This window comes from Rathayibacter sp. AY1D1, assembly GCF_002932635.1.
Lineage (GTDB): Bacteria > Actinomycetota > Actinomycetes > Actinomycetales > Microbacteriaceae > Rathayibacter.
Map to the genome: position 1 here is coordinate 56,023 of NZ_PSVY01000006.1, position 25,385 is coordinate 81,407.

Consider the following 25,385-nt stretch of genomic DNA (forward strand, 5'->3'; position numbering starts at 1 on the left):
TCGGCGAGGGGAGCGGCATGGACGCCACGGCAGCAGGACACGGCGGAGAGCGCCCGCAGCTCGGGCACTTCCGCGCCGCCGACAGGGTCATCGCGCATCTGAGCGACACGCACCTGCTGGCCGACGGCGCTCCGCTCTACGGGAAGGTCGACACGGTCGCCCGCCTCGCGCAGGCGGTCGGCCGGCTGGCCGAGCGCGGCGGACGCCTGGACGCGATCGTGGTGACCGGGGACGTCGCGGACCGCGGCGAGGAGGACGCCTACCGGCGCGTGCGCGAGCAGCTCGACCCCGTGGGCGAGCGGTTCGGCTGCCCGATCGTCTGGGTGATGGGCAACCACGACGAGCGCGGAGCCTTCCGGCGGGTGCTCCTCGAGCAGGACCCGGCGGGCGCGGGACCCGTGGACCAGGTCGTCGACCTCGGCGGGCTCCGGCTCATCGCGCTCGACAGCGCGGTGCCCGGCTTCCACCACGGCGACCTCACCGACGCCCAGCTGGCCTGGCTGAAGGACGAGCTCGCCGCACCGGCCCCGCTGGGGACGATCCTCGCCCTGCACCACCCTCCGCTGCCCACGCCGCTCGGCGCGATGACCGTGCTCGAGCTGCGGGGGATCGACAGGCTCGAGGAGATGGTGCGCGGTACCGACGTCCGCGCGATCCTCGGCGGCCACCTGCACTACCCCACGGCTGCGACCTTCGCGGGCGTGCCCGTGCTCGTCGCCGGCGCCACCAGCTACACGATGGACCTCGGAGCGCCCGAGCGGGAGCTCGCCGGCGTCGACGGAGCGCAGAGCCTCTCGCTCGTCCACGTCCACCCGGAGACGGTGGCCGCCTCGTTCGTGCCGACGGCACCGGCCCCGATCGCGACGCGGTTCGGCACCGACCTGATCGAGCGGCTCGAGGGGCTCGACGAGCAGGGGCGCATCGACCTCTGGTCGCGGATGCCGGACGGATCATGACCGGCGAGACGCTCGCCGACTCGGTCGAGCACTTCCTCCGGTACGTCCTCGATGAGCGGTCCCTCTCGCCCGCCACCGCGAAGGGCTACCGCTCCGACCTGGCGCGCCTGATCGCCCACACGGGGGAGAAGGGGCGGCTCCTCACCGCCGAGCTCGACCTCGAGCTGCTGCGCGACTGGCTCTGGCGAGAGTCGGAGTCGGGGATCGCCCGCGCGACCCTCGCCCGGCGCACCGCGGCCGTCCGCTCCTTCTCCTCCTGGGCGCATCGGACCGAGCGGCTCCCCGTCGACGTCGCCGCACGCCTCAAGACGCCCAAGTCGGGACGGACACTGCCGCGGTTCCTCACGCTCCCGCAGGCAAAACAGGTGCTCGACACGGTCGCGGCGCGAGGCGCGACCGAGGACCCGGTGGCGCTGCGGGACCTCGCGATCGTCGAGCTGCTCTACGCCTCCGGCATCCGCGTCTCCGAGCTGGTCGCCGTCGACCTGGGCGACATCGATCTCGGCCGGCTCACCGTGCTCGTCACCGGCAAGGGCGCCAAGCAGCGGGTCGTCCCGTTCGGCGTCCCCGCGAAGGAGGCGCTCGTCGACTACCTGGAGCGCGCCCGACCCTCTCTCGCCACCGGCGACGGGAGCGGGGCCCTGCTGCTGGGACGGCGGGGCGCGCGCCTCACCCCGCGCACGGTCTACGGCGTGGTGGCGAGGCTCCTCGACGGCGGGCAGGGCTCCGGACCGTCCGGCCCGCACACCCTCCGCCATACCGCGGCGACCCACCTGCTCGACGGGGGAGCCGACCTCCGCGCCGTCCAGGAGCTACTCGGCCACGCGAGCCTGGGCACCACGCAGATCTACACCCACGTCTCGACCGAGCGGATCCGCGACGCCTACCGCCTCGCCCACCCCCGCGCCTGACCGGACGCGCGAGTCACCGGACGCACCCTTCCGCGCCACTCGCTCAAGACCCTGCGCCACGTCGTCCATCGGCAGAAGCACCGCCCGGGGGATCCCGCCGAAGAACCGCATCGGCGAGACGTAGTCGCCACCCTCGCGGACGCCGAGGTGCACGCACCTCCCGTCGCAGTGGCCGCCCGCACCCACTGCTCCGACGGGCTGGCCCGCGGTGAGGACCTGCCCCGCTGTCACCGATCCGTCGACCGGCTCGACCGTCGAGACCAGACCGTCCGCGTGCACGATGCTCACCACGGACCGGTCGACCACCCTGCCCGAGAACGACACGGTGCCCGCCGCGACGGCGACCACGGGCTGCCCGGCCGCTGCCGCGAGGTCGATCCCGCGGTGCCCGGGGGCGTAGCGGTGGGCCGGCGCGCCCCACGGCTCCACGACGGAGAAGCCCGCGACGGGGGAGGTCCACCGCGGGTCGGACCGGCCGGGGGACGAGGTGCCGGAGGGCGAGGCGCCGAGAGGCGCCCCGACGAGCAGAGCGGCGAGGGCGAACACGCCCGGGCGCAGGAGTCGGGATCGGAGCATGCGGCCACCCTCCTGGAGCCGGTCCGAGACCGGTGGTCGGCCGAGCGGATCAGGGGAGGAGAGCGCGACGGGCCCGGCTGTGGAGGGAGGACATCGGCCGGGGGAGAGCGCAACCCGTCCCGGCGGTGCCGCGGCGAGGAGTAACGTGCCGGTGATCCGGCTCGGGAGCGGCACCCCGCCCCCACCGGCGGCGAGAATCGGAGACGACCATGACCAGCGGACGATCTGACACGACCAGCGGGAGAGCGGACATCCCGAACCCCTCGGCGGCGAAGCTGAAGAGGAAGGTGATCGGCCTCGCGATCGCGGCGGCGGTCGGCGGCTTCCTCTTCGGCTTCGACTCGTCGGTGGTGAACGGTGCCGTGGAGGCGGTGCAGGGCGAGTTCCAGCTCTCGGCCGCCCTGATCGGCTTCGCCGTCGCCTCCGCGCTGCTCGGCTGTGCGCTCGGCGCGTACCTCGCTGGGCGCCTGGCCGACCGCTGGGGCCGCATCAAGGTCATGCTGCTCGGCGCCGGGCTCTTCTTCATCTCCTCCATCGGCGCCGGCGCGGCGTTCGCGGTCTGGGACCTCGTGCTCTGGCGCGTGGTCGGAGGCCTCGGCATCGGCATCGCCTCCGTGATCGCTCCGACTTACATCTCGGAGATCGCGCCCAAGGCCATCCGCGGAGCTCTCGCGTCGCTGCAGCAGCTGGCGATCACGCTCGGCATCTTCGCCGCCCTGCTCTCGGACACCCTCATCGCGAACGGCGCGGACGGCGCCTCCGAGCCCTTCTGGTTCGGCGTCGCCGCGTGGCGCTGGATGTTCATCGCCTGTGCCGTGCCTGCGGTCATCTACGGCCTCCTGGCCCTGACCCTGCCGGAATCGCCCCGCTACCTCGCGACCCGCGGCCGCTCCGAGGACGCCCGCGCGGTGCTCGCGACGGTCACGCCGCGCGACGAGGTCGACGAGGCGCTCGCGGACATCCAGAAGAAGATCGACGAGGACTCCGAGAACGCGAAGCGCTCCAGCCTCCGCGGTCCCGCCCTCGGCCTGCTCCCCGTGGTCTGGGTCGGCATCCTGCTGTCGGTGTTCCAGCAGTTCGTGGGCATCAACGTGATCTTCTACTACTCCACCTCGCTCTGGAGCGCGGTCGGATTCGACGAGTCCAACTCCTTCGCGATCTCGGTCTTCACCTCGGTCGTGAACGTCGTCGTCACCTTCGTGGCGATCTTCCTGGTCGACAAGGTCGGCCGGAAGCCGCTGCTGCTGGTCGGCTCGGCCGGCATGGCCGTCTCGCTCGCGCTGATGGCCATCGCCTTCAGCCAGTCGACGATCAGCGGAGAGGACGTCTCGCTGCCCGGCGCGTGGGGGCCGATCGCCCTCGTCTCGGCGAACGCGTTCGTCGTCTTCTTCGGCGCGACCTGGGGCCCGCTGGTGTGGGTCCTCCTCGGCGAGATCTTCCCGAACCGGATCCGGGCGGCCGCCCTCGGCCTGGCGGCATCTGCCCAGTGGATCGCGAACTTCGCCATCACGGTGACCTTCCCGATCCTCTCGCAGGACGTGTCGCTCACCCTGGCCTACGGCCTCTACGCCGCCTTCGCGGCTATCTCGTTCGTCTTCGTCTTCATGTTCGTGCCCGAGACCAAGGGCCGCTCTCTGGAGGAGATGGACACCCTGCACATCCGCACCGTGATGAAGTCGGCGCGCAAGTAGGACCGGTCTTCCGAGCCTCGACGGCCGCCCTCCCGCAGCAGCGGGGGAGGCGGCCGTCCTGGTGCTAGACTCCACGGAGCACCTCGCTCGTCGGGGTGACTACGCGCGCCCATTCGGCCTCCGCTCCCCACGGTCCCTCTCCGCTCACGCGGCCGGGGCGGGAGTGCGCCGGGCGCCAGGGCGACGTGCCGACCGGCCGTCGCAGACAACCGAACGGGAGTTCGGCGCCGTCGTGCGCCCGGGCCCCGAGACAAGGAGAACGACTCATGGCAGTCGTCACCATGCGCCAGCTGCTCGACAGCGGCGTCCACTTCGGGCACCAGACCCGTCGCTGGAACCCGAAGATGAAGCGCTTCATCCTGACCGAGCGCTCGGGCAGCTACATCATCGACCTCCAGCAGTCGCTGGCCTACATCGACAAGACCTACGACTTCGTCAAGGAGACGGTCGCCCACGGCGGCACCATCCTCTTCGTCGGCACCAAGAAGCAGGCGCAGAACGCGATCTCGGAGCAGGCGACCCGCGTCGGCCAGCCCTACGTGAACCAGCGCTGGCTCGGCGGCCTCCTGACCAACTTCCAGACGGTCTCGAAGCGCCTCGCCCGCATGAAGGAGCTGGAGGAGCTCGACTTCGACGACACGTCGAAGAGCGGCTTCACCAAGAAGGAGCTCCTCATCAAGAAGCGCGAGCTCGACAAGCTGCACAAGTCGCTCGGCGGCATCCGCAACCTCTCGAAGACGCCGTCGGCCCTCTGGGTCGTCGACACCAAGAAGGAGCACCTCGCGATCGACGAGGCCAAGAAGCTGGGCATCCCGGTCATCGGCATCCTCGACACGAACTGCGACCCGGACGAGGTCCAGTACCCGATCCCGGGCAACGACGACGCGATCCGCTCGGTGAGCCTGCTCACCCGCATCGTCGCCGACGCCGCGGCCGAGGGCCTCATCCAGCGCCACCAGAAGCCCGAGGCCGAGGGCAACGTCTCCGCCGTCGAGCCGCTGGCCGAGTGGGAGCAGGAGCTGCTCTCCACCGGTGCGTCCGCCGCCGACGTGCAGGAGCCGAACGAGCAGGCCGGCGCGGAGACCGAGAAGGTCGCCGACGCCGAGGCCGAGACCGCCGACGAGGCCGTCGTCGAGGCCGAGACCCCCGCCGCGGAGGAGGCCCCCGAGGCCGACGCCGCCGCGACCTCGACCGCCGCGACCTCGACCGACGAGACCTCGACCGACGAGACCGCCACCGCCTGACACCCCGTTCCGTGACGGGGGTCGGACGCCGCACCCGCGGTCGTCCGGCCCCCGCTCGGTCGGTGCACGTTCACCACGAGTAAGAACCGCCGTCACCTCGGCGTGCTGGGCTCCTCCCGTGAGCCCGCCGCGAGTGACGGCGCCACAGGGTTTCCGAACCAAGAGGAGTTCCGAGAACATGGCAAATTTCAGCCTCGCTGACGTCAAGACGCTGCGCGAGCAGCTCGGTACCGGCATGGTCGACACGAAGAACGCGCTCGTCGAGGCCGACGGCGACCTGGACAAGGCGGTCGAGATCCTCCGCCTCAAGGGCGCCAAGGGCAACGCGAAGCGCGCCGACCGCTCCACGAGCGAGGGCCTCGTCGCCGCCGCCGAGAAGGACGGCGTCGCCACGATGATCGAGCTCGCGTGCGAGACCGACTTCGTCGCCAAGGGCACGAAGTTCATCGCCCTCGCCGACGCCGTGCTCGCCGCGGTCGTCGCCGCCGGCTCCACCACGGTCGAGGAGGCCCTCGCGGCCCCCGCCGACGGCAAGACCGTCGCCGACCTCATCAACGACGAGGCCGCGATCCTCGGCGAGAAGGTGGAGCTGCGCCGCGTGGCCTCCGTCTCCGGCGAGCACTTCGCGATCTACCTCCACAAGACGAACAAGGACCTGCCCCCGCAGGTCGGCGTGGTCGTCGGCTACGCGGGCGAGGACGCCGAGACCGCGCGCTCCGTCGCCCAGCACATCTCGTTCGCGAACCCGTCCTACCTCTCGCGCGAGGACGTGCCGCAGTCCGAGGTCGACAACGAGCGCCGCATCGTCGAGGAGATCTCGCGCGGCGAGGGCAAGCCCGAGGCCGCCCTGCCGAAGATCATCGAGGGACGCGTGAACGCGTACTTCAAGCAGGTCGCCCTGCTCGACCAGGACTACGCGAAGGACAACAAGCTGTCCGTCAGCAAGGTCCTGAGCGACGCGGGCCTGACCGTGTCGGGCTTCGCCCGCTTCAAGGTCGGCGCCTAACAGCACTGCAGGAGGGAGTCCGGGTCGTTCAGTCGACCCGGGCTCCCTTCGCTCTGCCCGGGGCGGTCCCGGGCGTGGTCGCGGGGCCCGCTCCGCGCGGGATAGGTTTGTACGGGTCTACGGGAGGAAACGTCCATGACGGAGACGGATGCGATGACGACTGGCAAGCGCCGCAGGGTGCTTCTGAAGCTGTCGGGGGAGGCGTTCGGAGCCGGCACGCTCGGCGTGAACCCGGACGTGATCAGCGCCCTGGCGCGCGAGATCGCCGATGCCGCGACCGAGGTGGAGATCTCGGTGGTCGTCGGCGGCGGCAACTTCTTCCGCGGAGCCGAGCTCTCGCAGCGCGGCATGGACCGCGGCCGGGCCGACTACATGGGGATGCTGGGCACGGTGATGAACGCCCTCGCCCTTCAGGACTTCCTCGAGCAGGCGGGCGCCGAGACGCGCGTGCAGTCCGCGATCGCGATGACGCAGGTCGCGGAGCCCTACATCCCCCGCCGGGCGATCCGGCACATGGAGAAGGGCCGCGTCGTCATCTTCGGCGCCGGCGCCGGACTCCCGTACTTCTCGACCGACACGGTCGCCGCGCAGCGCGCGCTCGAGACGCACGCCGACGTGGTCCTCGTAGCCAAGAACGGCGTGGACGGCGTGTACGACGCCGACCCGCGGACGAACCCCGACGCGAAGAAGCTCGACGCGCTGACCTACCAGGAGGCGCTCCAGCGGGGCCTCAAGGTGGTCGACTCCACCGCGTTCAGCCTCTGCATGGACAACGGCATGCCGATGCAGGTCTTCGGCATGGAGCCCTCGGGCAACGTCGCGAAGGCCATCCGCGGCGCCGAGCTCGGCACGCTCGTCTCGAACTAGACTGACCACTTCCCTCTCTTAAGGAGCTCCCTGTGATCTCGGATGTACTGGCCGACGCGAAGACCAAGATGGGCAAGGCCGTCGAGGTCGCCAAGGAGGACTTCTCCACGGTCCGCACCGGACGCGCGAACCCCGGCATGTTCCAGAAGGTGCTGGTGAGCTACTACGGCACCCCGACGCCGCTGTCGCAGCTCGCCTCGATGCAGAACCAGGAGGCCCGCACGCTCGTCCTGACGCCCTACGACAAGGGCTCGCTGCGCGACATCGAGCAGGCCATCCGGGACATGCCGAACCTCGGCGCGAACCCGACCAACGACGGCACGATCATCCGCGTGACCCTGCCGGAGCTCACCGCCGAGCGCCGCAAGGAGTTCGTCAAGATCGTCCGCACCAAGGCCGAGGACGCCAAGATCGCGGTGCGCAACATCCGCCGCAAGGGCAAGGACGACCTCGACGCGCTGAAGGGCGACATCGGCGACGACGAGCTCGCCCGCGGCGAGAAGGAGCTCGAGGCGCTCACGAAGCAGCACGTCGACGCGATCGACGAGGCGCTCAAGCGCAAGGAATCCGAACTGCTCGAGGTGTAGCGGTGCCCGAGATCCCCGAAGGACCCGAGGGCGGCGAGAAGAGACCGTCTCCGCACGTCCCGGGTGCCCGGGGATCCCGGATGGTCACCCGCGACGCGCTGCGTGCGCGCGCCCAGCAGGGCCGGGCCGACGTCGAGCGCCAGCTCGAGGCGACCCGTGCCCAGCTCGAGGCGACGAACGACCGTCTCACCGCGCGCTCGGGCCGGAACCTCGTGTCGGCGACCGCGATCGGACTCCTCGGCGGCGGCGCGATGGTCGTCAGCCTCCTCCTGGTCAAGGAGCTCTTCATGGTGCTCGCGGGGGTGGTGGTGCTGCTCGCGGCGCTGGAGCTCTCGAACGCCCTGCGCCACGCCGGTCGCGACATCCCGCGCATCCCGACCGGGATCGTGGCGGTCGTCGCCGTGCCGGCCGCCTACTACGGCGGCCTCGGCGCCGCGTGGGCCACGGTCCTCGGCGGATCCGTCCTCGTCGGCCTCTGGCGGCTGGGGGAGCAGCTCTTCCGGCGCACCGCCTCCAGCCGGAGGGACCTCGCCCTCGACATCGGCCTCGGCGCGTTCGTCCAGGGCTACACGACCTTCCTCGGCGCCTTCGCGATCCGTCTCGTCGCCGAGCCCGGCGGCCAGCTCTGGGCGTTCGCGTTCCTGGTGCTCGTGATCGTCGTCGACACCGGCGCCTACGTGAGCGGACTCACCTGGGGCAAGCACCCGATGGCACCGCGGATCAGCCCGAAGAAGACCTGGGAGGGGTTCGCCGGTGCGGCCGTCGCGGGGATCGTCGTCGGCGTCCTGCTCGCCCTGCTGATGCTCGGCCAGCCCTGGTGGGTCGGTGCGGTGTTCGGGGCCGTGGTGCTGCTCACCGCGACGCTCGGCGACCTCGCCGAGTCGCTGATCAAGCGCGACATCGGCATCAAGGACATGAGCTCCTGGCTGCCCGGCCACGGAGGAGTCCTCGACCGGCTGGACTCGATCCTGCCGTCGGCCGCAGCAGCCTACGTGCTGTACTTCCTCTTCGCCCACTGAGCGCACGCCTCACCGGGGCGTGCCGATTCCGCTCCCGGCGCGCGGCTTGGCATGATGTCGGGATGACCGCTCCCTTCCCCCGAGCCCGCGAGTCCCGTCCCGGCTACGACACGGCCGAGGTCGACTCCTTCCTCGCGTCGGCGCGCGAGGCCTACTCGCAGCTCTCCGGGGGACCGGCGGACCTCCGCGCCGCCGACCTGCGCCACACCGCGTTCACCCTGCGCAAGGGCGGCTACTCCGCGCCCCACGTCGATGCGGCGCTCGAGCGCCTCGAGGACGCCTTCGCCCTGCGGGAGCGCCAGTACGCGATCGCGGCCCGGGGCGAGGAGGCGTGGCTCGCGGACGCGCGGTCGACCGCCCAGGAGATCGTGAACCGGCTGGCCCGCGCTCCCCGCGAGCGGTTCACCCGGGCCGGCGCTCTCACGACGGGCTACAACATCCGCCAGGTCGACGCCTTCGCCGACCGGATCTCCGGGTACTTCCGCGACGGATCGGTGCTGACCGTGGACGACGTGCGGACCGTCTCCTTCGCCCCGCAGCGCGGCGGGTACGCCGAGGCGCAGGTCGACCTGCTGCTCGACACGGTCGTCGACGTGATGCTGGCGGTCCGCTGACCGGAGCCGGATCTGCTGGCCGATCAGGTCATCGTCCGTTATGCTTTCGTAATCGTGGCTCAGCATCCTCAGACCTCCGTCGCCCACACGCCCGCGAACCGCACCAGCGGTCGCCCGGCGGTCCCGCACCAGACCCCGGTGCGGCGCTCCTGGGCTCGGATCCCGGTGACGGTGCTGGCCTTCACGGCGTCGATCGCGTTCGCCATGGTGAACGTCGTCGATCCGTCCAGCGGCGCGGTCGCCTCCCCCTACTACCAGGCCCCGGCGCGCTTCAACGGCGACTCCGCGCAGCGGCTCGTCGTCGCGGACGCCGTCGAGCGGACCGTCCAGCGCGACTCGTTCGGCGCCGAGGCGAAGCCGACGCCCACTCCGACCCCGACGCCCACTCCGACCCATACTCAGACCGCTTCCGCGACCGTCGACGAGGAGGAGTCGGGCTCCGCCGAGGCCGAGACCGCCGCTCCCGTCCAGCGCGCCGCCGCTCCGGATCCCGGATCCGCGAAGGCGATCGCGTACGACATGATCGTGCAGCGCGGCTGGGCCGACAGCGAGTACGACTGCCTCGTCCTCCTCTGGAACCGCGAGTCCGGCTGGAACGTCTACGCCGAGAACAAGTCCAGCGGTGCCTACGGCATCCCGCAGGCCCTCCCCGGCAGCAAGATGGCGTCGGCCGGCTCCGACTGGGCGACCAACGCGAGCACCCAGATCACCTGGGGCCTCGGCTACATCTCCGGCCGCTACGGCTCGCCCTGCGGTGCCTGGGCCCACTCCGAATCGGTCGGCTGGTACTGATCGTTCCCCTCCGCTCGGCACCGCGTCCGGCGGGCTGAGGCTCTCGCTACCCTGGTGCCGTGGATTACGCGCTGCTCGGGGTCGTCGGGATCATCACGGTCGTCACCGTCGCGCGGTTCTCGAGCCGCCTCGGGATCGCCGCACCGCTGCTCCTGGTCGTCATCGGTATCGGCGCGTCCTACCTCCCCGGGGTCCCGGACATCGAGGTCGAGCCTGAGCTGATCCTCGCGGGCGTGCTGCCGCCGCTGCTGTACTCGGCCGCGATCCAGGTGCCCCTCACCGACTTCCGGCGGAACCTGCGCTCGATCTTCGGGCTCTCGGTGCTGCTGGTCGTCGTGACCGCCCTCGTGGTGGGCGGCTTCCTCTACCTCGTGTTCCCCGATCTGAGCCTGCCCGCAGCGATCGCTCTGGGCGCCGTCGTGAGCCCGACCGACGCGGTGGCCGCGACCTCGATCGGCAAGAAGCTCGGACTCCCGCCCCGCCTGGTGACGGTGCTCGAGGGCGAGAGCCTCGTGAACGACGCGTCGGCGCTGGTGCTGCTGCGCGCCGCGACGGCTGCGGCGGCCGTGGTCGGCGCCTCCGTCACGACCGACGCGATCGACGTGGGCGAGGTGGGGGTCCTCTTCGTCTACTCCGTCCTGATGGCGATCGTCCTCGGACTGGTGATGGGCGTGCTCACCGTCTTCGTGCGCTCGAAGCTGCGGGACCCGGTGCTCGACACCGCCGTGTCCTTCGCCGTGCCGTTCCTGGCCTACATCCCGGCCGAGGAGCTGGGCGCGTCCGGGGTGCTCGCCGTCGTGGTCACCGGGATCTACACGGGGCACAACAGCGCGCGCTTCCTCTCGCCGCAGTCGCGGATCAGCGAGCGGGTGAACTGGCGGACGGCGCAGTTCCTGCTCGAGAACGGCGTCTTCCTGCTCATGGGCGCCGAGATCAAGGCGATCGTCTCCGGGGTCGTGGACCCGGGCGAGTTCGGAGTGGGCACCGCGGTGCTGCTGGGTCTGGCCACCGTGGTCATCCTGATCGTGCTGCGGGCCCTCTTCGTGTGGCCGCTGCTCCTGTGGCTGCGCAGCTCCGGTCGGCGGGCGGAGCGGATCAACCGGCGGCTGGCGGTGGGCCTCATGCGACTGCGCAACAGCGCCACCAGCGATGAGCGCTTCCGGCGGCGGCAGGTGAGAGCGGAGCGGCTCTACCTCCGGCGCGAGACCGACCTGGCCGCGACCGCGAGCGAGGCGTTCGGCTGGCGCGGCGGAGTCGTCCTGTCCTGGTCCGGGATGCGCGGCGTGGTCACGCTCGCCGCGGCCCAGTCGCTGCCGGACGAGACTCCCTACCGCTCCCAGCTGATCCTGATCGCCTTCACCGTCGCCGTCGTGACGCTGCTCCTGCAGGGTGCGACGCTCCCCGCGCTGATCCGGCTCACCGGCATCCAGGGCACCGACGGAGAGGCCGACCGCCGCGAGCTCGCGACGCTGCTCGACGAGGTCGCGGCCACGGGCATCCAGGCCCTCCCCGAGGCGGTGGCGGAGCTGCCCGACGGCGAGGCGGGCGAGCGCGTCCTCGAGCGCGTGCGCCGCGACACTCTGACCCGCTCGCAGGTGGCGTGGGAACAGGTCGGCCGCGCGGAGGATGCGCCCCTCGGCCCGCACGCGCAGTACCTGCGGCTGCGCCGAGCGGTCCTGCTCGCCGAGCGGGAGGCACTGCTGGACGCCCGGGGGCGCGGGGTCTACTCCTCGCGGACGCTGCGGCGGGCGCAGCTGATGCTCGACGCCGAGGAGACCCGGCTCGAGATGGACGACAGCTCCCACTGACGGGAGGGGCCCGGCGGCGGCCTCCTAGACTGGGGAGATGCCGCGCAGCAACAGACCCCGGGGCGGCCGCCGTGACGACGACGACGAGCAGCGCGATCTCTCGCAGATGCTCGCCGGCTTCCGGCGCACCGAGTCGCACGCCGGCCGGGAGTGGAACGTCCAGCCCGTCTCCGCAGCGCGGGCCGTGAAGAACTACCTCTGCCCGGGCTGCGGGCTCACCATCGACATCGGCCAGCCGCACCTGGTCACCTGGCGGGCCGACGGCGCGCTCGGCGACGCGGCCGACCTGGCCGGCCGCCGCCACTGGCACACGCACTGCTGGAGAATCCGAGGAGCACGATGACCCACGAGATCCGCGGAGGCGTCGTCCTCCCCGCCCGCCGCGAGGACGTCGAGCTGCACACCTCCGACGGCCTGACCCTGGTGGGGGAGCTCGCGCTGCCCCTGGAGCACGAGCCGGTCGCGACCCTGGTCACCCTGCATCCGCTGCCCACCCACGGCGGCTTCATGGACTCGCACATCCTGCGGAAGGCCGCCGCCCGGCTGCCCGCGCTCGCCGACCTGGCGGTCCTCCGCTTCAACACCCGCGGCACCGCGTCGCCGCGCGGCACGAGCGAGGGCGCGTTCGGACACGGCATCGAGGAGCGCGCCGACGTCGCCGCAGCCCTGGCCCTCGTCGCGGACCGCGGACTGCCGCACCCCTGGCTGGTCGGCTGGTCCTTCGGCACCGAGCTCGCGCTGAAGTGGGGGAGGGAGCACCCCGTCGAGGGAGCGATCCTGCTCTCGCCGCCGCTGCACCGCACGAGCGCGGAGGAGGTCGCCGCCTGGGGCGAGGACGGCCGCCCGCTCGTGGCGCTCGTCCCGGAGTTCGACGACTACCTGCGGCCGGAGGCGGCCGCCGAGCGCTTCGCGAGCGTGCCGCAGCTGGACCTCGTCGCTGTGGAGGGCGGGAAGCACCTCTGGGTCGGCGAGGCGCAGACCCGGCGCGTCCTCGACGAGATCGTGCGCGTGGTCGCGCCCGCCTCGTCCCCGCTGCCGACGGAGTGGGCGGGCGAGCTCGGCTGAGCCGACCCGCGCGGCGGCCGCCTAGCGGCCGGACGAGCCGCCGTCGGAGCCGTCGCCGTCAGAGCCGCTGCCGTCGGAGCCGTCGCCGTCGCTGTCGTCCGCGAGTCCGTCGATGTGGCCGATGAGCCCGCGCAGTCCGGACACGTAGCCGGCGATCGCGTCGCGCTCGGTGCGGATCTCGTCGAGGCGCCGCTCGGCGGTGTCCATCAGCTCGCGGCTGCGGCGCTCCGCGTCCGCGACGAGCTTCTGCGCCTGGTCGCGCGCGTCGTCGAGCAGGGCGTCGGAGTCGTCCTGGGCCTTCCGGCGCAGTCGCGTCGTGTCGTCGAGGGCGTCGCTGCGGAGGGCGTCCGCCTCGAGGCGCTTGTCGTTCGCGCGTCGGATGGCGTCGGCGAGCTGCAGGTTCGACTCGTCGAGGTAGCGCTGGGTCTGCGCGACGGCCTCCTGGTGGCGGAGCAGGTCGTCGCGGTCGGCCTCCTCGCGGCGCGCGGCGAGCTCGACCACCAGGTCGATCCGGGCCTGCTCGACCTCGCGCGAGAGCGCAGTGGCCTCGTCGGCGGACGCGGCACGCAGGCCCGCCAGCTCGGCGTCGAGCACGGCGACGGCCTCGGCGCGCTCCTGGGTGAGCCGGGTGCGCTGGTCGGAGATCTCGCGGGCGCCCTCGGCGCGGGCGGCGGCGACCTCGGCGTCGAGCGCGGCGCGGGTCGAGAGCACCTCGGCCTCGACCGCCGCGCGAGCCTGGGCGACCTCGGCCTCGACGGCCGCCCGGAGCCGGTCCACCTCGGAGGCGACCTCGGCCCGCAGGAGCTCGTTGGCCTGGGCGAGGCGAGCGGCCTCGGCGCGGGCGACCTCGATCTCGCGGGCGGCGACGGCGCGCATCTCCGCAGCCTCGCGCTCGGCCTCGGAGCGGATCGCGGCGGCCTCGCGCTTCGCGGTGGCGCGGGTCTCGGCGGCCTCGGTCGCCACGGTGCCGCGGATCGCAGCGGCCTCGCGGACGGCGTCCTGGGTCATCACGTCGCGGTCGTCGGCGGCCTTGCCGAGCGTCGCCGCGGCCTGCGCCTCGGACTCGTCGCGGGTCCGGTCCGCACGGCGGCGCGCCTCGGTCACCAGGCGCTCGGCCTCGTCGCGCGCCTCCTGGAGGATGCGGTCGCCGTCGTCGCGGGTGGATCGGCGGAGGGCGGAGGCGTCGTTCTCGGCCTGGGCGATGATCCGCTCGGACTGCTCCTCGGCCACGCGCAGGGTGTGCTCGAGCTTGGCGCCCAGGCCGGCGTAGGTGGGAGTGCCGACCTGCTGCAGCTCCTTCTCGAGGCCCTCGATCCGGGAGGACAGGCGCTTCACCTCGCGGCCGCTCTCGGCCGCCTGGGTGTTCGAGTGGATGAGCTCGCGGCGCAGGCCCTGGACGGCCTTGTCGACCTCGTCCCGGTCGTAGCCACGGAACACCTGGGTGAATTCGGCCTCGTCGTTCGCCACGTCGTCTCCTTCAGAGCAGGACCGCGGTGGGGCTCGCGGCACTGGGAAAGTGTATTCAGCAGGGAGGCCGCGGCCGGGGCGACACCCGCACCGCGCGCCGCTCGGGCCGCACTCTCGGCTTCTCCCGGGCATCAAAGGGAGGGCATCGGCTATCGTGGACTGTCTTTGTCTGTTGCCGTCGCGCCCCGGTCCGGCTGCGTACCCCGAGCCGGCCCCGGCCGTCACCCCGATCCGGCAACGCAGGAGGAGTTCTTTCGTGCGGTTCGTCTTCGCCATCATCGCCACCGTCATCGCTGCCGCGATGATCGTGCTCGGCATCGGTCAGCGGACGGTCTGGGCTCCTCCGGAGTCCCTCACCGCCGAGACCGCGCTCGACTCCTCTGCTCCCTACGCGGTGATCGACGGCAGCACCCTGGGCGCCAACCCGGGACGCCAGACGATCACGGTCGAGGGCAGCGGCGACCTCGTCGTCGCCTACGCCCGGACCTCCGACGTGCTGGGCTGGGTGGGCGGCTCGAGCTACGACGCCATCGGCTACGAGCGCGCCGACGACACCCTCACCTCCGCGGAGGAGACGGGCGAGCGCGTCCAGCTCTCCTCCGACGTCGAGACCGCCGACGCGGCGGTCGTCGATCCGCGCGGCTCCGACCTCTGGCTCGAGGAGTTCGAGGGGAGCGGCAGCGTGACCCTGGCGCTCGACGTGCCGGAGGACGTCTCCATCCTCATCGCGAGCGACGGCACCGCGCCGGCAGCCGACTCCGTGCGCGTCAGCTGGCCCGTGGACACCGCGACGCCCCTCGCCGGCCCGCTGCTGCTCGGAGGAGCCGTGTTCCTCCTCCTCGGCCTCGTCCTCTACATCTGGGCCTTCGTCCACCTGCGCCGCCAGCACGGCCCGCGCCGGAAGGGACCGCAGGGTCGGATCCCCCGCGGAACCCGCCGCCCCCGGCCGCGTGCCGGGATCCAGGCCTCCACGGCGTCGCCGGCGCCCTCGCGCCGCCGGGCCGCCCTGGTGCTGCCCGTCGTCCTCGGGACGACGGTCCTCCTCTCCGGCTGCAGCTCCGACTACTGGCCGGATCTCGCCGCGGGCGCGAGCGAGGCGCCGACCGCGTCCGCCACGGCGACCGCGGGGGCAGAGCCGGTCTCGGCCGAGCCGACCCCCGTGGTCACCACGCAGCAGGCGGAGGCCGTCGTCGCCGAGGTCGCCGATGTCGCGTCGCGCGCCGACGCCGCCCGGGACGCCGGGATCCTCGCCGAGCGCTTCCAGGGCGAGGCGCTCACCGAGCGCACCACCAACTACGACGTCGTCGCCAAGGGCGGGACGATCGACCCGCCGCAGACGATCCCGGCCTCCCCGGTGAGCCTGGTGCTCCCGCAGGACACGGAGTCGTGGCCGCGCCTGGTGACCGCCGTCGTGCAGAACTCGACGGACTCCACCCAGGCCCCGATCGCGCTGATGATGAGCCAGGCGAGCCCGCGCGTCGACTACAAGGTCGACTACGCCATCTCGCTCGAGGCCAACGCGCGCATCCCCGACGTCGCGCCCGTCACCGTCGGCACGTCGATCGTGGCGCCCGACTCGCGCCTGATGAAGCTCGCCCCGCAGACCGTCGGCTCCGCGTACGCGGACGTGCTCGCCAACGGCGACTCGAGCCAGTACGCCGAGCTCTTCGCGGCCGACGGCGACACCCTCCGGGGGCAGGTCGGCGTCGACAAGAAGAACGCCGACCGCGAGGCGCTGCCGGACACCGCCTCGATCGAGTTCTCGAACGCCGCCGGCACGTCGCCGACGATCGCGCTCGCGACGAACGACTCGGGGGCCCTCGTCGCGGCGAGCATCGCCGAGACGTCGACCGTCCGCCCCACTGCCGAGGGCTCGACCGTCTCGACCTCCGGCGCCTCGCAGACCCTGCTGGGCACGGACAAGTCGACGACCGGCATCGAGACCACCTACGGATACCAACTGCTGTTCTACGTACCGCCCGTCGGATCGGAGGAGAAGATCGTGATGCTCGGATGGAGCCAGGGACTCGTCTCGGTGGTGCAGCTGCCGTGAGCACCGTCCCGCCCCTGCCCGGAAACCTCCGCGGCGCCGTCGACCTCTCGTCGCTGGTGAACCGCCGCACCCCGCCCGCCGCCTCCGCCGGCGCCCCGGCCGCGCCCACCGCTCCCGGAGGCGCGCCCGGCGCGAATCCGCTGCTGCTGACCGCCGGCGACGCCGAGTTCGACCAGGTGGTCCAGCTCTCGTCGCGCGTGCCGGTGATCGTCGACCTGCGCGGCTCCTGGTCGGACCAGAGCCAGAGCATGACCGCGCTGCTCGAGAAGGTCGTCGTCTCGTACGCCGGCGCGTTCGTGCTCGTCGGGGTCGATGTGGAGTCGAGCCCGCAGCTGGCGCAGGCGTTCCAGGTGCAGTCCGTGCCGACGGTCGCCGCGATCATCGGCGGCCGCCCGGTGCCCCTGTTCAGCGGCCTCGTCGCCGAGGAGCAGCTGCGCGACCTGCTCGAGCAGGTCCTCCAGCTCGCCGCTCAGAACGGTGTGACGGGCACGGTGCCGGTGGAGGGAGTCGCTCCCGCCGAGGGCGGCGAGCCCGAGCCCGAGCCGCTGCCGCCGCACCACCAGGAGGCCTACGACGCGATCGACCGGGGCGATTACGCCGCGGCGATCACCGAGTACGAGACCGCCATCGCGCAGAACCCGCGCGACGACCTCGCCGTCGCCGGTCTCGCGCAGGTGCGGCTGCTGGCCCGCCTCCAGGGCCGCACGCGCGACGACATCCGCTCGACCGCCGCAGCCGAGCCGTCGAACCTCGACGCGCAGCTCGCCGTCGCCGACCTGGACGTCTCTGGCGGCCACGTCGAGGATGCCTTCGACCGGCTGCTCTCGATGTTCCCGCGCCTCGACGCCGAGGGGAAGGCCGCCGTCCGGGCTCGTCTCCTGGAGCTCTTCGAGATCGTCGGTCAGACCGACCCGCGCGTCAACAAGGCTCGGGCCCGGCTCACCGGCCTGCTCTACTGACGCCGGCCGGAACGCCGAGAGGCCGCCCGCTCGCGACGATCGTCGCGGCGGGCGGCCTCTTCCGTGCGGGGACCGATCAGTCGGCGGGTCGCAGGTAGAGCACGGCCAGCGGGGGCAGGACCAGCTCGGCGGAAGCCGGGCGGCCGGCCCACGGCTCCTCGCGAGCCTCGACCGCTCCGAAGTTCCCGACTCCGCTGCCGCCGTAGATCTCGGCGTCCGTGTTGACGAGCTCCTCCCAGCGGCCGGCCGTGGGCAGGCTCACGCGGTAGCCGTGCACGGGCGAGCCCGAGAAGTTGGCGATGACGGCGATCGGGCGACCCTCGCTGTCCTTGCGCAGGAACGAGACGACGTTGGCCGCCGCCGCGCCGCCGTCGATCCACTCGAAGCCCGACTGCTCGTGGTCGAGCTCCCAGAACGACGGCGAGTCGCGGTACACGCGGTTCAGCTGACCGACGAGGCTCCAGAGACCGCGGTGGCTCGGCTGATCGAGGATCCACCAGTCCAGACCCCGCTCTTCGCTCCACTCGGAGTACTGGCCGAACTCCTGGCCCATGAAGAGCAGCTGCTTACCGGGGTGGGCCCACATGAAGGCGAGGTAGGCGCGCACGTTCGCGAGCTGCTGCCAGTGGTCGCCCGGCATCTTCTGGATCAGCGAGCCCTTGCCGTGCACGACCTCGTCGTGGCTGATCGGCAGGACGAACTTCTCGCTGAAGGCGTAGACGAACGAGAAGGTGATCTCGCCCAGGTGGTACTGGCGCCAGAGCGGGTCGTTCGCCATGTAGTCGAGCGAGTCGTGCATCCAGCCCATGTTCCACTTGAGCCCGAAGCCGAGGCCGCCGGAGCTGGTGGGCTGGGTGACGCCGGGCCAGCTCGTCGACTCCTCGGCGATCATCATGATGCCGGGGTGCAGCTTGTAGGCCGTGGCGTTGACCTCCTGGAGGAAGCTGATCGCCTCGAGGTGCTCGCGTCCGCCGTACTGGTTCGGCAGCCACTCGCCCTCCTTGCGGGAGTAGTCGAGGTAGAGCATCGAGGCGACGGCGTCCACTCGCAGGGCGTCGACGTGGAACTCCTCGAGCCAGAACAGGGCGTTCGCGACGAGGAAGTTGCGCACCTGGGTGTGCCCGAAGTCGAAGACGTAGGTGCCCCAGTCCATCTGCTCGCCGCGGCGCCAGTCCGGGTGCTCGTAGAGCGGCTCGCCGTCGAAGCGGGCGAGGGCGAAGTCGTCCTTGGGGAAGTGCCCGGGCACCCAGTCGACGATGACGCCGATGCCGGCCTGGTGCAGACGGTCGATCAGGTACTTGAGGTCGTCGGCCGTGCCGAAGCGGCTCGAGGCGGCGTAGTAGCCGGTGACCTGGTAGCCCCAGGAGCCGCCGAACGGGTGCTCGGCGAGCGGCATGAACTCCACGTGCGTGAAGCCGAGCTCGGTGACGTACTCGATCAGCGGGTCCGCGAGGTCGCGGTAGCCCAGTCCCGGACGCCAGGAGCCGAGGTGCATCTCGTAGACGCTGAGCGGCTGCGTGTGCGGATCGACCGAGGCTCGCTTCCCCATCCAGCCGGAGTCGCCCCACTGGTGGTGCGAGACGGGGACCTTGGACGCCGTCGCGGGCGGCACCTCCGTGGCGCGGGCCATCGGGTCGGCCTTGCGGACCCAGTGGCCGTCACGCGAGAGCAGGTCGAACTTGTAGGAGGCTCCGGGCTCGACGCCCGGGACGAAGATCTCCCAGACCCCGGTCGTCCCGAGGTTGCGGAGGGAGTGGCCCTCGCCGTTCCAGTCGTTGAAGTCGCCGACGACCCGAGCGGCCTGGGCGTGCGGGGCCCAGACGGCGAAGCTCGTGCCCCAGACCCCCTCGTGCTCGCGGTGGCGGGCACCGAGCGCCTCCCAGAGACGCTCGTGGCGGCCCTCGCCGATGAGGTAGAGGTCGAAGTCGCCGACCGTCTTCGAGAACCGGTAGGGGTCCTCCGCGGTCCACTCGCCGCCGCCGCCGTAGCGGGCCTCGACCGTGTACGCCTGCGGACCGAGGACGTGGAAGCCCTGCCAGATCCCGTCGCTGAGGTGGCTCAGCTCGACGCGGGCGCCGGTGGCGAGCACCACGGCGACCTTCTCGGCGAGCGGGCGGCGCACGCGGACGACCGTCACCGGGTCGGAGACGCCGGGGGCCGCGACGAGGTGCTGGCCCAGGACGTCGTGGGGGAGCGCGTTGCTGCCGGTGGCGAGCTGCTGCAGCACCCACTCCGGGATGTCGGGCAGCGCGATCGCCGCGGTGCCGTCGACGGGGCCCGAAGCGGTCGCGGGGTCCGCGGTCGTCTCGGCGGGGCCCGCGGTCGTCTCGGCGGGGCCGGCGGTCGTCTCGACGGGAGCGGCGCTGTCGGCTGCGACGGAATCGGCGGCGTCCGTGTCGTCGGGCAGGTCGCCCTCGGCCCCGCTGCCGACCGGAGCGGACTCCGCGTCGTCGGCGTCGCGCTCGACGGTCACGGCGTCGTCGCCCGCGACCGGCTGAGGCGCCTCCGGGACCGTCTCGACCGCGTAGCTGCGCGCGTTCTCGCCGTCCGCTCCGGGGTGCTGTCGTGCGTCGGACGCCGCGTCGGCGACGTGCGCGCCGTGGCCGGAGGTGGTCGCCGAGCTGGTGCCCGTCGTGGGGACCGTCTCGGCGTGCGCGCCGAGGCCCGCCTCCGCGGCCGGGCTCGTGTCCTCGGGGGTGGTTCCGCTCATCGCTCGTCCGCCTTCACGCTCAGGATGTGCACGGGCTCGACGAACGAGTCGAGCCGCACGTAGTCGTCGCTGCCCCAGGTCCAGACGGCGCCGGTGATCAGGTCCTCGACCTCGAAGGTCGCGCTCCAGTCGAGCCCGATCGCGGGCAGGTCGAGGTGGACCGTGGTCTCGCGGGCCGAGTGCGGGTCGGTGTTGACGACGACGATGATCGTGTCGTCGGTCCCGGTGCCCGTGAACGCGGCCTGCAGGTGCTTGGAGTAGACGAGGATCGCGTCGTCGTCGCTGCCGTGCACGTGCAGGTTCCGCAGCTGCCTGAGCGCGGGGTGCGAGCGCCGGATCTCGTTGAGACGCGTGATGTACGGCGCCAGCGAGCGGCCCGACTCCTCGGCGCCGGCCCAGTCGCGCGTCTTGTACTCGTACTTCTCGTTGTCGATGTTCTCCTCGGCGCCGGGGCGAGCGACGTTCTCGACCAGTTCGTAGCCGGCGTAGACCCCCCACAGCGGCGACGCGGTCGCGGCCAGGGCCGCCCGCACCTTGTACGCCGAGCGGCCGCCGTACTGGAGGTACTCGGTGAGGATGTCCGGAGTGTTCACGAAGAGGTTCGGCCGCATGTAGTCGGCCGTCTCGTGGGAGATGCTCGTGAAGAACTCGCCGAGCTCCTCCTTGGTGTTGCGCCAGGTGAAGTACGAGTACGACTGCTGGAAGCCGACCTTGCCGAGTGCGCGCATGATCGCGGGGCGGGTGAACGCCTCCGCGAGGAAGACGACCTCGGGGTGCTCGGCGTTGACCTCGTGGATGATCCACTCCCAGAAGTCGAGCGGCTTCGTGTGGGGGTTGTCGACGCGGAAGATCCGCACGCCCAGGTCGATCCAGTGCCGCAGGACCCGCAGCGACTCCTGACGGATGCCGTCGGGGTCGTTGTCGAAGTTGATCGGGTAGATGTCCTGGTACTTCTTCGGCGGGTTCTCGGCGTAGGCGATCGAGCCGTCGGGGAGCGTCGTGAACCACTCGGGGTGGCTGGTGACCCAGGGATGGTCGGGCGAGGCCTGCAGGGCGAAGTCGAGGGCGAGCTCGAGGCCCGCGGCCTCGACCGCGGCGTGGAAGGCGCGGAAGTCGTCCTCGGTGCCGAGGTCCGGGTGGATCGCGTCGTGGCCGCCCTCGGCCGAGCCGATCGCCCACGGCGAGCCGGGGTCGTTCTCGCCGGCGTCGAGCGTGTTGTTCGGGCCCTTGCGGAAGGAGCGGCCGATGGGGTGGATCGGCGGCAGGTAGAGCACGTCGAAGCCCATCGCGGCCACAGCGGGGAGGCGGTCGATCGCGGTGCGGAAGGATCCGCTGGTCACGGTCCCGTCCTCGTGGCGCACGGCGCCCTCGGAGCGGGGGAAGAACTCGTACCAGGCGCCGACGCCGGCGCGGGTGCGCTCGACGTGGACGGTGCGCGGCTCCGAGACGCTGGTGAGGCTCATCACCGGGCGGGCGTCGAGCGCGCCGTGGACGGCGGGATCGGTCGCCGCGGCGAGGCGCTCCTCGGCGCTCAGCGTGGTGTCGCCGACGCGGGCGGCGGTGTCGGAGAGCAGGCTGCGCTCGCCCTCGGGCCGCGAGGAGTCGTCGGCGCCGCTGCGCAGCAGGCCCTCGCCGATGGCGAAGGTGACGTCGATGTCCAGGCCGGCCGGGATCTTGACCTCGGCCGTGTGGAGCCAGGTCGCCCAGTCGTCGGCGTAGGCGCGGATGCGGTAGCTCCAGTCGCCCTTCTCGTCGAGGGCCACGAGGCGCCCGTAGCGGTCGGTGCCGGTCGCGAGGAGCGACATGCGGTGCTCCGACTCGGCCCCGGACGGCGAGCTCAGCAGGAGGTCGACGCCGATGAGGTCGTGCCCCTCGCGGAAGGCCGTGGCGGCGAAGGGGACGACCTCGCCGACGAACGCCTTCGCGGGCCAGCGGTCGTCCTCGAGCCGCGGCTGCGGGTCGATGATCGGCAGGCGCTCGGCGCGGACGCGGTAGCCGCTCCCGGTCGTCGCGGGCGCCGGCGACGCGTCGGGTGCGTCCGCGGTCACCGGGGCGGCCGGAGCACTGTCGGCCGCGGGGGGAGCAGGAGTCGCCTCGGGGGCGGCAGCGGGCGCCGGAGCGGCCGTCTCGGGAGGCGCCGACGCCTCCTGGGGTGCGCGTCCGCGACCCGCTCGCCGTGCGTCCTTGCCGTTCTGAGCCTTGCCGAAAGGTATCTGAGCCACGTCACGACAGTAGCGACCGGCGGCGGCTCGCACACGACGGTTGCGCCCGCGCTCGGGCCTGTGCAAACGGACCCGGGGAGCGCGTGCCGGAGGGTCGCGGCGGGTCCGCGTCCCGCCGATCCGCGGTGGTCGGGGTCCGCTAGGGTGACCGAGCGCGACCGCCCCGGTGCTCCGCGACCGGGCGCTCCGGGGTCCGCAGAGAGTCGAGGGGTGCCGTGAAGGCGATCCGCCGCTTCATCGTCCGCTCCGTCCTCCCGCCCGAGCTCTCGGCTCTGGGCGATCTGGCGGGCAATCTCCGCTGGGCCTGGCACGAGCCCGCCCGGCGCTTGTTCGAGCGGGTCGATCCGGAGCTGTGGCGGCGCGGGGGAGCGGACCCCACCGCTCTGCTCGGAGCAGTGAGCCCCGAGCGCCTCGCCGAGCTGGCGGGGGACCAGGGCTTCGTCGACGAGGCGTGGCGCCTCCGCGACGAGCTGGAGCGCTACCGCACCGAGCCGCGGTGGTACCAGTCGCTGCCGGAGTCCGCCCCGCGCTCGATCGCCTACTTCTCGCCGGAGTTCGGCATCGCGGCGGCGCTGCCCCAGTACTCCGGCGGACTCGGCATCCTCGCGGGCGACCACCTGAAGGCCTCCTCGGACCTGGGCGTGCCGCTCACCGGCGTGGGCCTCTTCTACCGGTCGGGCTACTTCTCGCAGAAGCTCTCCGCCGACGGCTGGCAGCTCGAGTCCTACCCCTCGCTCGATCCCGACGGGCTGCCGCTGCGCGTCGTCCGTCTCGCCGACGGCTCGCCCGCCCGCATCGTGCTGGCGCTCCCCGAGGGACGCGCGCTCTACGCCCGGGTCTGGCGCGCGGAGGTCGGCCGGGTGACCCTCCTCCTGCTCGACACCGACATCCCCGAGAACGAGGACTCGCTCCGCTCCGTCACCGACCGCCTCTACGGCGGCGGGGGCGAGCACCGCCTGCTGCAGGAGCTGCTGCTGGGCATCGGCGGGGTCCGCGCGCTCGAGCTCTGGGCCGAGGTCTCGGGCGGCGTCCTCCCGGAGGTGTTCCACACGAACGAGGGGCACGCCGGCTTCCAGGGGCTCGAGCGCATCTCCGGCCTGATCGGCGCGGGCCTGGACTTCGACCAGGCTCTCCAGGTGGTGCGGGCGAGCACGGTCTTCACCACGCACACTCCGGTGCCGGCGGGCATCGACCGCTTCGACCGCGGGATGATCGAGGAGTACTTCTCCACGGAGCTGCTCCCGGGCGTGCAGGTCGAGGACGTGCTCGCGCTGGGCGCCGAGCCGGGGGACTCCGGGACGGCGTTCAACATGGCGTACATGGGCCTGCGGCTCGCGCAGCGCTCCAACGGCGTCTCGACGCTGCACGGCGAGGTCAGCCGATCGATGTTCTCGAGCCTCTGGCCCGGCTTCGAGACGGCGGAGGTGCCGATCGGCTCGGTGACGAACGGCGTCCACGCGGCCACCTGGACCGATCCGATCCTCCGGCGGCTCGCGGAGGAGCGGCTCGGCACCGACGACACGACGCGGGCCGACTGGGCCTCGGGTGCGCTCCGCGACACCGAGCTGTGGGCCGCGCGCCGGGCGATGCGGGAGCAGCTGGTGCGGGACGCCCGCCGCCGGGCCGCCCGCTCCTGGCGCGAGCAGAACCCGGGCGGCCTCCCGCCGGCCTGGCTCGACGAGCTGCTGGACCCGGACGTGCTCACCATCGGCTTCGCGCGGCGGGTGCCGACCTACAAGCGGCTGACCCTGATGCTCCACGACCCCGAGCGTCTGCGCGCGCTGCTCACCCACCCGCAGCACCCGATCCAGATCGTCATCGCGGGCAAGTCCCACCCGGCCGACGAGGAGGGGAAGCGCCTGATCCAGCGGCTCGTCCGCTTCGCGCAGGAGCCGGACGTGCGCCGCAGGATCGTCTTCCTGCCGGACTACGACATCGCGATGGCGCAGCTGCTCTACCCGGGCACCGACGTCTGGCTCAACAACCCGCTGCGCCCGCTCGAGGCGTGCGGCACCTCGGGGATGAAGGCGGCGCTCAACGGCTCGCTCAACCTCTCGATCCTCGACGGCTGGTGGAACGAGTACTTCGACGGCGAGAACGGCTGGGCGATCCCCTCCTCCGACCGCGCGCTCGACCCAGAGGCCCGCGACACGCTCGAGGCCGAGGCGCTCTACGAGCTGCTCGAGACCGAGGTCGTGCCGCGCTACTACGAGCGCGATCACGACGGCGTGCCCCGGCGGTGGGTGCGGTCGATCCGGCACACCCTCGCGACCCTCTCGCCCGAGCTCTCCGCCGAGCGGATGGTGCGCCAGTACGTCGAGGCGCTCTACTCGCCGGCCGCCGAGGCCGGGCGCGCCGTCGCCGCCGACCACTTCGAGCCGGCCAAGGAGCTGGCGACCTGGAAGCGGCGGGTCCGCGCCGGCTGGCCCGGGGTCGCGGTCGCGTCCGTCGAGTCCGGCGGGATCGACGCGGTGCCCCAGCGCGGGGACCGGCTCGCCGTGCGGGCGGGCGTGCGCCTGGGCGAGCTCTCGCCGGCGGACGTCTCGGTCGAGGTCGTCTACGGGACGACGTCCGCTGACGGCTCGCTCACCGAGGTCCGCCACCACGAGCTCGAGGTGGTCGAGGAGTCGGGTGCCGTGGTGCCGGCCGACGCGGTCGGGCGCGTGCCCTACGCCGGAGTGGTCACCCTCGACCGCAGCGGCTCCTTCGGCTACACCGTCCGCGTCGTGCCGCGGCATCCCCTCCTGGCCCGCTCCGCCGAGCTGGGACTGGCCGCCGCCGCCGGCTGACCCCGCCCGGTCCCTCTCCGCGAGATGCCGCTCCGGTGCGCCTTCCTCG

The 25,385-nt window shown here is 72.5% G+C and carries 20 protein-coding genes; 16 read left to right on the forward strand and 4 right to left on the reverse strand.

From position 1 onward, the window contains the following. Positions 1-17: 17 nt before the first annotated feature. Positions 18-956: a phosphodiesterase gene (locus C5C56_RS06220; RefSeq protein WP_104319264.1), complete on the forward strand. Its 939-nt coding sequence runs from the start codon at positions 18-20 to the stop codon at positions 954-956. Beyond that, on the forward strand, positions 953-1,867 hold the full coding sequence (locus tag C5C56_RS06225; protein WP_104319265.1) for a tyrosine recombinase XerC: 915 nt from the start codon (positions 953-955) through the stop codon (positions 1,865-1,867). Before C5C56_RS06220 ends, C5C56_RS06225 begins: the two co-directional genes overlap by 4 nt. Here the strand turns inward: C5C56_RS06225 and C5C56_RS06230 are convergent. Further along, entirely contained in the window at positions 1,769-2,443 is a 675-nt protein-coding gene (locus C5C56_RS06230; RefSeq protein WP_104319266.1) for a murein hydrolase activator EnvC, read from the reverse strand. The two genes, C5C56_RS06225 and C5C56_RS06230, sit on opposite strands and share 99 nt — an antisense overlap. A 209-nt stretch (positions 2,444-2,652) precedes the next feature. Here C5C56_RS06230 and C5C56_RS06235 point away from each other — a divergent pair, with 209 nt between their 5' ends. The 11 genes from C5C56_RS06235 to C5C56_RS06285 all read left to right on the forward strand — a co-directional run bounded on the left by C5C56_RS06235 (position 2,653) and on the right by C5C56_RS06285 (position 13,136). Continuing rightward, positions 2,653-4,134, forward strand: coding sequence for a sugar porter family MFS transporter (locus tag C5C56_RS06235; protein WP_104223897.1), 1,482 nt, complete (start codon positions 2,653-2,655; stop codon positions 4,132-4,134). Positions 4,135-4,400: 266 nt separating this feature from the next. Then, entirely contained in the window at positions 4,401-5,378 is a 978-nt protein-coding gene (gene rpsB, locus C5C56_RS06240) for a 30S ribosomal protein S2 (RefSeq protein WP_104319267.1), read from the forward strand. Between the two features lie 178 nt (positions 5,379-5,556). Beyond that, positions 5,557-6,384 (forward strand): translation elongation factor Ts, encoded by an 828-nt coding sequence (gene tsf / locus C5C56_RS06245; protein WP_104223895.1) that lies wholly within the window; start codon positions 5,557-5,559, stop codon positions 6,382-6,384. 153 nt (positions 6,385-6,537) lie between these two features. Next, complete coding sequence (gene pyrH, locus C5C56_RS06250) at positions 6,538-7,251, forward strand: UMP kinase (RefSeq protein ID WP_374952923.1); 714 nt, start codon at positions 6,538-6,540, stop codon at positions 7,249-7,251. Positions 7,252-7,283: 32 nt separating this feature from the next. Next, entirely contained in the window at positions 7,284-7,838 is a 555-nt protein-coding gene (gene frr / locus C5C56_RS06255; RefSeq protein WP_104232499.1) for a ribosome recycling factor, read from the forward strand. An 80-nt stretch (positions 7,839-7,918) separates the two neighbouring features. Next, positions 7,919-8,857: a phosphatidate cytidylyltransferase gene (locus C5C56_RS06260; RefSeq protein WP_104232500.1), complete on the forward strand. Its 939-nt coding sequence runs from the start codon at positions 7,919-7,921 to the stop codon at positions 8,855-8,857. A 62-nt stretch (positions 8,858-8,919) separates the two neighbouring features. After that, entirely contained in the window at positions 8,920-9,471 is a 552-nt protein-coding gene (locus tag C5C56_RS06265; RefSeq protein WP_104226865.1) for a DivIVA domain-containing protein, read from the forward strand. Between the two features lie 54 nt (positions 9,472-9,525). Continuing rightward, positions 9,526-10,263: a lytic transglycosylase domain-containing protein gene (locus tag C5C56_RS06270; RefSeq protein ID WP_258065598.1), complete on the forward strand. Its 738-nt coding sequence runs from the start codon at positions 9,526-9,528 to the stop codon at positions 10,261-10,263. A 59-nt stretch (positions 10,264-10,322) separates the two neighbouring features. Further along, the gene (locus C5C56_RS06275) at positions 10,323-12,071 is read left to right on the forward strand and encodes a sodium:proton antiporter (RefSeq protein ID WP_104260590.1); all 1,749 of its coding nucleotides are present in this window, start codon (positions 10,323-10,325) and stop codon (positions 12,069-12,071) included. 37 nt (positions 12,072-12,108) lie between these two features. Beyond that, positions 12,109-12,414 (forward strand): hypothetical protein, encoded by a 306-nt coding sequence (locus tag C5C56_RS06280; RefSeq protein ID WP_181027199.1) that lies wholly within the window; start codon positions 12,109-12,111, stop codon positions 12,412-12,414. Further along, complete coding sequence (locus C5C56_RS06285) at positions 12,411-13,136, forward strand: alpha/beta hydrolase (RefSeq protein ID WP_104260591.1); 726 nt, start codon at positions 12,411-12,413, stop codon at positions 13,134-13,136. The genes C5C56_RS06280 and C5C56_RS06285 overlap by 4 nt, the downstream gene beginning before the upstream one ends. A 21-nt stretch (positions 13,137-13,157) precedes the next feature. On the opposite strand, the gene C5C56_RS06290 is transcribed toward C5C56_RS06285, so the two are convergent. Further along, positions 13,158-14,603 (reverse strand): DivIVA domain-containing protein, encoded by a 1,446-nt coding sequence (locus C5C56_RS06290; protein ID WP_104319269.1) that lies wholly within the window; start codon positions 14,601-14,603, stop codon positions 13,158-13,160. A 256-nt stretch (positions 14,604-14,859) separates the two neighbouring features. On the opposite strand from C5C56_RS06290, the gene C5C56_RS06295 reads away from it, so the two are divergent. Next, the gene (locus tag C5C56_RS06295) at positions 14,860-16,656 is read left to right on the forward strand and encodes a hypothetical protein (protein WP_104247619.1); all 1,797 of its coding nucleotides are present in this window, start codon (positions 14,860-14,862) and stop codon (positions 16,654-16,656) included. Beyond that, positions 16,653-17,615: a tetratricopeptide repeat protein gene (locus C5C56_RS06300; protein ID WP_104319270.1), complete on the forward strand. Its 963-nt coding sequence runs from the start codon at positions 16,653-16,655 to the stop codon at positions 17,613-17,615. The genes C5C56_RS06295 and C5C56_RS06300 overlap by 4 nt, the downstream gene beginning before the upstream one ends. A gap of 76 nt (positions 17,616-17,691) precedes the next feature. Here C5C56_RS06300 and glgB read toward each other — a convergent pair whose 3' ends face one another. Both glgB and C5C56_RS06310 read right to left on the reverse strand, forming a co-directional pair. Then, positions 17,692-20,325 carry a 1,4-alpha-glucan branching protein GlgB gene (glgB, locus tag C5C56_RS06305; protein WP_181137567.1) on the reverse strand — a complete coding sequence of 878 codons (2,634 nt, stop codon included), beginning with the start codon at positions 20,323-20,325 and terminating at the stop codon, positions 17,692-17,694. Further along, positions 20,322-22,292 (reverse strand): alpha-1,4-glucan--maltose-1-phosphate maltosyltransferase, encoded by a 1,971-nt coding sequence (locus C5C56_RS06310; RefSeq protein WP_258065603.1) that lies wholly within the window; start codon positions 22,290-22,292, stop codon positions 20,322-20,324. Before C5C56_RS06310 ends, glgB begins: the two co-directional genes overlap by 4 nt. A gap of 470 nt (positions 22,293-22,762) precedes the next feature. On the opposite strand from C5C56_RS06310, the gene glgP reads away from it, so the two are divergent. Then, the gene (glgP, locus tag C5C56_RS06315) at positions 22,763-25,336 is read left to right on the forward strand and encodes an alpha-glucan family phosphorylase (RefSeq protein ID WP_104319271.1); all 2,574 of its coding nucleotides are present in this window, start codon (positions 22,763-22,765) and stop codon (positions 25,334-25,336) included. The last annotated feature ends 49 nt before the right edge of the window (positions 25,337-25,385 follow it).